The organism is Desulfurobacteriaceae bacterium, assembly GCA_039832905.1.
Lineage (GTDB): Bacteria > Aquificota > Aquificia > Desulfurobacteriales > Desulfurobacteriaceae > Desulfurobacterium.
Window position 1 is genome coordinate 526 of record JBDOLX010000043.1, and the last position, 7,073, is coordinate 7,598.

The 7,073-nt window shown below is 35.9% G+C and carries 11 protein-coding genes; all 11 read right to left on the bottom strand.

The genetic code is table 11. The annotated features are described in order from the left end of the window. The coding region (locus tag ABGX27_03210) for a hypothetical protein (GenBank protein MEO2068500.1) at nucleotides 1-564 on the bottom strand (564 nt) is incomplete at its 3' end. A gap of 22 nt (nucleotides 565-586) precedes the next feature. After that, the gene (locus ABGX27_03215) at nucleotides 587-1,255 is read right to left on the bottom strand and encodes a uracil-DNA glycosylase (GenBank protein ID MEO2068501.1); all 669 of its coding nucleotides are present in this window, start codon (nucleotides 1,253-1,255) and stop codon (nucleotides 587-589) included. After that, entirely contained in the window at nucleotides 1,239-2,054 is an 816-nt protein-coding gene (gene dapF, locus ABGX27_03220; GenBank protein MEO2068502.1) for a diaminopimelate epimerase, read from the bottom strand. The genes ABGX27_03215 and dapF overlap by 17 nt, the downstream gene beginning before the upstream one ends. Further along, entirely contained in the window at nucleotides 2,054-3,643 is a 1,590-nt protein-coding gene (locus ABGX27_03225) for an AMP-binding protein (GenBank protein MEO2068503.1), read from the bottom strand. Before ABGX27_03225 ends, dapF begins: the two co-directional genes overlap by 1 nt. 10 nt (nucleotides 3,644-3,653) lie before the next feature. Further along, entirely contained in the window at nucleotides 3,654-3,941 is a 288-nt protein-coding gene (locus tag ABGX27_03230; protein MEO2068504.1) for a S4 domain-containing protein, read from the bottom strand. After that, nucleotides 3,883-4,149 carry a hypothetical protein gene (locus tag ABGX27_03235; protein ID MEO2068505.1) on the bottom strand — a complete coding sequence of 89 codons (267 nt, stop codon included), beginning with the start codon at nucleotides 4,147-4,149 and terminating at the stop codon, nucleotides 3,883-3,885. Before ABGX27_03235 ends, ABGX27_03230 begins: the two co-directional genes overlap by 59 nt. Nucleotides 4,150-4,192: 43 nt before the next feature. Next, on the bottom strand, nucleotides 4,193-4,387 hold the full coding sequence (locus tag ABGX27_03240; GenBank protein ID MEO2068506.1) for a 4Fe-4S binding protein: 195 nt from the start codon (nucleotides 4,385-4,387) through the stop codon (nucleotides 4,193-4,195). After that, entirely contained in the window at nucleotides 4,384-5,241 is an 858-nt protein-coding gene (folD, locus tag ABGX27_03245) for a bifunctional methylenetetrahydrofolate dehydrogenase/methenyltetrahydrofolate cyclohydrolase FolD (GenBank protein MEO2068507.1), read from the bottom strand. Before folD ends, ABGX27_03240 begins: the two co-directional genes overlap by 4 nt. Then, nucleotides 5,204-6,019 (bottom strand): TIGR00282 family metallophosphoesterase, encoded by an 816-nt coding sequence (locus ABGX27_03250; GenBank protein ID MEO2068508.1) that lies wholly within the window; start codon nucleotides 6,017-6,019, stop codon nucleotides 5,204-5,206. Before ABGX27_03250 ends, folD begins: the two co-directional genes overlap by 38 nt. Continuing rightward, the gene (gene coaE / locus ABGX27_03255; GenBank protein ID MEO2068509.1) at nucleotides 6,016-6,603 is read right to left on the bottom strand and encodes a dephospho-CoA kinase; all 588 of its coding nucleotides are present in this window, start codon (nucleotides 6,601-6,603) and stop codon (nucleotides 6,016-6,018) included. The genes ABGX27_03250 and coaE overlap by 4 nt, the downstream gene beginning before the upstream one ends. Continuing rightward, the coding region (locus ABGX27_03260; protein MEO2068510.1) for an AI-2E family transporter at nucleotides 6,600-7,073 on the bottom strand (474 nt) is incomplete at its 5' end. The genes ABGX27_03260 and coaE, both read right to left, overlap by 4 nt.

The following is a 7,073-nucleotide window of genomic DNA, read 5'->3' on the forward strand; positions in this document are numbered from 1 at the left end:
AGGAAAAATTTCTTTTTGTAAGTTCTTATAAGTTACTAAGATTCCTTTTCTTTCAACTATAGCTTGAAATAAAAGTTTGAGGGTGTTTCCTTCAATAGCTGAAAACCTTTCGGTAGGTGTGGGAAGGTATAAAAAAGATTCTCTTGCTATTTCCTTCTTTTCAGCATCCAAGACTTTTCCAAACTTTTCTATAGCCTTTAGTGCAGGTTTTAATACTTCAAACTCTCTATACCATTTGGGAACAAAAGCCGTGAGAACAAAAAGTGACATTATTTCCTCGTGAGTATAGGAAACAAGATAGGGAAATGCTTTTAGATTTAATCTCCATTCTTCAGGCTTTTTTCCCTTATGTTCTCCAAACCTTCTTTCAATGTATCCTTCTTCAAAAAGGTCGTTTAAAGCCCTCTGGAGTCTTTTTCTTTCCTGCTTTTCCTCTTTCGGAGTTTTCTTGCTTAGAATTTCTCTACGACGAAGAAGTTCAAAAATCTCAGTAGTTGTTAAAAACTCCTCGCCTTTTTCGGAAAGGAGTTTAAGAATTTCTATAATTAGTTTTGTCTTTTTCAACCGAAGTGCCCTGATAGGAACTCTAATTTAAAAATCCACTTAGTTTCAAAGCGAGCTCCAAGTCCCTTTGAAACTCCGGCTCTCCTTTCCTGTTTCGAAGTAGATAAGCAGGATGAAAAGTAGGAATTACCGTTATTTCTGTATCCTTAACTTTTAAAGTTTGAGGTTTTCCCCTTATCCTTGAAATTGCCGTTTTTTCTGGAAGATTTAGTATGGTTCTCGCTGCAAAAGCACCAAGACATAAGATAACTTTTGGTCTTATAAGTTCTATCTGTTTTTCAAGGAAAGGATAGCAACTTCTTATTTCGTCTGTTTCAGGGTTTCTATTGCCCGGAGGTCTACACTTCACAACGTTTGTTATATAAACATCGTTTCTTGAAATTCCGTAAAGGTTTAAAAACCTAGTTAAAAGTTGTCCAGCCCTTCCAACGAAAGGTCTTCCTTGAAGGTCTTCCTGCTCTCCGGGAGCTTCTCCAACAAACATAAGGTTTGCTTGTAAATCTCCTTCTCCAAAAACGACATTTGTTCTTGTATCACAAAGTCTACACTTGCAGCACTTTAAAACTTCTTCCTTTAACCTTTCTAACGCCTCTAAACTATTTTCTTTCACCTCTTCTTCTCTCCCTTTTACAATTACTTCGTTATAGCCTATAAATGAAAGAAACTTGATGAACTTAGCTAAGTCTTTCATTGAAGATTTCCCTCTTTAACACTCCATCAAATACCCAAACGACCTTTCCTTCTAAGAAAACATTTCCTAAGTTCTCATCAAAGTAGATCTTTAAACTTTCCCCACTTCTTACAATAACTTCTATTGGTGATTTAAGGTTAAATTTTTTACTTGCAATTAAAGCACAAGCAACAGAACCTGTTCCACAGGCCAAGGTTTCGTTTTCTACACCTCTTTCATAAGTTCTTACAAAAACTTTTCCGTTTTCTACCTTTGCAAAGTTAACGTTTGTTCCTCCTGGTGAGAAAAAGGAGGAAAACCTTATCTTTCTTCCTAAAAGTTTTACATCAACGTTTTCTAAATCCTCTACAAAAGAAACAAAGTGAGGGACTCCTGTATTTATGAAATGACCTTTTACCCCTTCTATCTCTAGGTCAAGTTTTAAGTCGTAAGGCTTTGTAAGTTTTACTTTTACTGATTCTCCATCGACTTCTGCTTCTATAATTCCAGCGAGGGTTTCAAAGGTCATTCTCTTACCTACTATACCTTTTTCAAAAGCAAATCTTGAAACGCACCTCGCACCGTTTCCACACATTTCAGCAGTTGAACCGTCAGAGTTAAAAAAACGCCACTTGAAATCAGCTATTTTTGAATCTTCTACCAAAATTAACCCATCTGCTCCAACACCCGTTTTTCGAGAAGATATAGCTTCTACAGCTCTTTCAATAGGAATTTCACCTATGAACCTTTCAAATTTACCATCTCTATTGTCTATTACTATAAAGTCGTTTCCTGTTCCCTGTAGCTTTGAAAATTCCATTAGTCCACCTCTTTCCAAACTTCAGGTAGAAGAAATCTTCTAAGTTTTCCTATTCTTGTTCGTGGCAGTTCTCTATCTATTAGCTTAAACTCTTTTATACGCTTATAAGGTTGTAAATGCTTTGTCCTTTCGTGTATTTCTCTTTTCATAAATTCCTTTATATCTTCTACTCCTTCTTCAACGAGAATCTCAAAATCTGGCCTTACAAGAGCTTTCAAGCTTCCATCTTGATAGAAAACACCCACCTCTAAAATGTATGGACTTTTAAGTATCTCTACTTCTATGTCCTCAGGATAAACATTTTTACCGTTGTCAAGAACAATAACTTCCTTTACCCTACCTGTGATGTGAATAAAACCATCTTCATCAATGAATCCTAAGTCTCCTGTATAGAACCAGCCATCTTTAATTACTTTTTCTGTTTCTTCCGGTTTGTTGTAGTAGCCCTTCATAACATTAGGGCCTCTAACAATTATTTCCCCTTTTTCCGTTATCTTAACCTCAACCTCATCAACGGGAGGACCTGCCGTTCCTATTTTCTTCTTGTCTGGACGGTTCACAGAAATGAGAGGGGATGTTTCTGTTAGTCCGTAACCTTCCAAAATGTTAAAACCAAATGCCTCGAAGTCTCTCCATACCTCTTCACTGAGCTTTGCTCCGCCACTTATGAGATAGCGGAGGTTCCTTCCTATCCTATTGTGTATTTCTTTAAATACCTTTTTCTCAACAGATTTTATGTCAAACTTTCTAAAAAGCTTAAGAATGGTCAAAACTGCTTGCCTTTTAAGCCTAGGAAGCTTCTTGATTTCAACCATTATATTGTGGTGTATTACCTGATAAAGCTTGGGAACTCCAACTAAAATAGTTACATTCTGATCATTAATAGTGGAGAGGATATCGTTTGGTGTAAGTTTTTCTATGAAAGCTAAGGGCAATCTTAAAGTTACAGGTAGTATAGCTGTTGCCATCAAAGGATAAGTGTGGTGAAAAGGCAAAATAGCAACAAACCTATCGTTCTCGTTGAGTATTCCTATGCTTTCAACAGCTTTTATATTGTGGTCTAAGTTTTTGAGAGTAAGCATTACACCTTTAGGATTACCGGTAGTTCCGGAGGTATAAAGAATTACTATTACATCGTCTAAATCCCTATTTACAAACTCAATACTTTTTCTTTTTGGTTTTAAGGAAACTTCATCAATATTTACAACGTGAATGTGGTATCCAATATCTTTTATTGCTCTGTTTACCTTTTCAATGTTTTGATTAGAAGTTATTACAAACTTTGGTTGAGAATCCTTTAAGATGTTGAAAAGTTCTCTTTCAGAAAGAAGGTAATCAACAGGAACGGCAATTCCTCCTTTAAATAAAATACCAAAAAAGCTACTAATCCACTCAGGCCTGTTTTCCATAAAGATAACAACTCTATCCTCTACCCCAAGTTCTTCTAAAAATTCTTCAAGAGCTATTACTTGTTCTTTGAAATCTCTGTAGGTTAAAGGAAAGTATTTGCCGTTCTTTTTTCCTACAAAAACTTCCTTTTCAGGAAAGTTTTTTATGTTTTCAAGCACTCTTTCTAAGAAGTTAGGCATCTTTCCCTCGCTAAATGAGGTCTATAATTTCTCTTATGTCTTTCTTTCTATCTTCTAAGATTTTTACCAGTTCCCTTGATCTTTTTTTTGAAACATTCTTTTCTCTTGGAATTTCCAGAACTTGAAACTTTAAATACCTTGTAATGGTGTCTATTTCTACTAAATCTCCTTCTTTTATTTCTTTTGAAGCTTTAACAGGTTTCCCATTAACCTTTACCACTTCTGCATCACAAAGTTCCTTAGCCTGAGTTCTTCTTTTTACTATTCGTGACACTTTCAGGAACTGATCCAATCTCACTTTTTTTCCTCTTCTTCAAATTTGATGGCAAAGAAAATATTTTTAGAATTATTGATAGAAGTCCTGATGTTATAAAACCTGCCAAGAAAGAGAAAACAACTACGACAAAAACTTTTGTATGAAACGTTCCAAGAAATGGAATAACGACTTCTACATCTTGAAAATTCTTAAGAGCAAAAAATGTAACAGCAACGACTATTAATACCATCAAGCTTGAATAAAAAAACTGTTTGAATGTCAACCTTATCCCCTTACGGTTCTCCTATTTTTAGCTCTACAGCATCAACTGGACAATTTTCAACACACAAGTAACAGCCGTTACACTTTTCAGGACTCATAACAACAGCTTTTATGCCACTCATCACAAAGACTTCTTTAGGACAGATCTCCACACATATTTCACAGCCTATACATCCATCTAAATCTATGTAAGGAATTACTTTCAAAGTCCCATCCTCATCTTAAAAGCCTTTACAGTGTTATAAAGTAACATTGTAATTGTCATTGGACCTACACCACCGGGAACCGGAGTTATAGCAGATGCTTTTTTCTTTACATTTTCAAAGTCAACATCTCCAACAATCTTACCGTTTACTCTACTTATGCCAATGTCTATGATAACTACTCCCTCTTTTACCATATCCTCTTTTATAAGGTGGGGAACTCCAGTCGCTACACACAAGATATCAGCATTACGAGTATAGAATGCCAAGTCTTTAGTGTAAATGTGACAAACCGAAACTGTGGCATTTGCGTTAAGAAGCATATTTGCAAGAGGTTTTCCCACTATGTTGCTGTGCCCTACCATTACAGCATTTTTACCTTCAAGTTCAATGCCGTATTCTTCAAAGAACTTCATTACTCCAAAAGGTGTACAAGGCATTAAGCCTTCATCATATAATCCAAGCATACACTTCCCAACGTTTACGGGATGAAAGCCGTCAACATCTTTTTCCGGAGAAATGTAGTTTATAACTTCCTTTGGAGATAGGTGTCTGGGCAGTGGTAGTTGGACAATAATTCCGTCAACAGTTTCATCTTCATTGAGTTCTCTAACCACATTGTTAAGTTCTTCTTGGGAAATGTTTTCTGGTAGTTTTCTGTCGATAGACCTAATACCTATCTCTTTGCATGCCTTAATCTTGTTATTTACGTAAATTTCACTTGCTGGATCGTTTCCAACAAGAACGACTGCTAAAGAAGGTTCTCTTCCTGCTTTTTCCTTAAGAACTTTGATTTCATCTTTAAGAGAACTTCTAATCTTAGCTGACAGTTTCTTTCCGTCTAATATAACTGCCATCTTCTCTCCTTTCGTAAATTTCAAAAATCCTTTCAAAGTTTAGTACTTTGTTAGTTTCATCGTCTATTTCAAAAGCTACTCCGCAGACTTGAATAAATTTCGGCTTTTCGGGAACTTTGAACTTTACTGGAAGTTGTTTTACAAATCTTGATATTCCTTCTTCCTTGTCCATTCCTATTACTGTATCAACTGCACCACACATTCCAACGTCTGAAATATAAAGAGTTCCTTGGGGTAGAATTCTCAAATCTGCTGTTTGAACGTGGGTATGGGTTCCAAGAACTGCTGTGGCTTTTCCATCGGCGTAAAAACCAAAAGCTTGTTTTTCAGAAGTAGCTTCAGCATGAAAGTCAATAATCACTACATCAGCATTGTTACTCTCCAAAATCTCATCAAGCTTTAAGAAAGGGTTATCGAGGCACTCCATAAAGACTCTTCCCATTAAATTAACAATGAGAACCTTCTTGTCTTTTATTTTTAAGATGGTAAAACCTTTGCCGGGAGTTCCTTTGGGATAGTTTGCAGGTCTTAAGATTGGATAGTTATCTATAAACTGAAAGATGTCCTTTTTATCAAAAATATGATTTCCACCAGTAATTACATCTACTCCGTAAGAGAGTAAATTTTTTACAACTTTTTCAGTAAGTCCAAAGCCTGCTGCTCCATTTTCACCATTCACGATACAAAGATCAAATTTTTTTCTGTTTTCACTTAACCAGAGGTGAACTGCCCTTCTACCTGGTCTTCCAACCACATCACCAAGAAAAACAACCTTCACTTTTCTATCTCCCTTTCAAGGTACTTAACAAGATCCAAAATTTGATTTTTTAAATGTAACAAATTTTCAGTGTTACATACCATAAAGTGGGAATAAGGTATCTTTTCTCTGTAGGAAAGCTGAAAGGACTCTCTCTTTATGGCCTCCTTCAATCCGAACTTCTTTCCGGCCCTTAAGAGCCTTTGACCTCTATAAGCGAAAACTAAAACAACATAATCAAAGATTTCTTCCCAGCCGTATTCAATAGCAATTGCAGCTTCAACAAAGACAATTTCTCTTTTGTATTTCTTCTTTATATCTAAAATCTCTTCTAGTATTAAAGGATGAGTAATGGAAGTTAGAAGATCCAATTTTTCCTTGTCTGAAAAAACAATTGAAGCCAGCTTCCTTGTATCTATTTCATCATCTTTTGTTAAAATTTTCTCCCCAAAGGCTTCCAATACCCTTTTGTACCCTTTGCGTCCTTTTAGAAGAACTTTTTTGCCTATTTCGTCTGCATTAAAAACTTTGTAACCAAAAGCCTTTAAAAGATTCGAAACCGTGGACTTTCCTGAACCTATGTTTCCAGTTATAGCTACAATCATTGGTAGCTTTCCTTTTTCTTTAGAAAGTTCTCAAACACAGGAACAATCATTATTGCAACAGGAACAGCGATTATAATTCCAAGCACTCCACCGTAATAACCACCAACTAAGATCGAGAACAGAACTAAAAGAGGATTAATTCCCGTAGTCTTACTCATAACTATTGGATATATAAGGTTCTCTATCCCAACTTCTGTTAAAAAGACAGTTAAGACTCCGAGCAGGTACTTTAGCTCTCCGTTGTCAAAAATGGCAAGAAGGATGGAAGGAACAAGACCGGAGAAGAACCCAACATAAGGAATCATGTTTAGAATTCCTGAAACAAAACCTATTAAGAAGGCATACTTTATTCCTACAAGATAAAGTCCCAGTGAAATGTATACTCCAACAAAGGTTGCAATTAAAAACTGACCTGATAGGTAGCTTGAAAGAGCATTGTGTACTTTTTCAAGAAGATCTCTAAGTTCGTG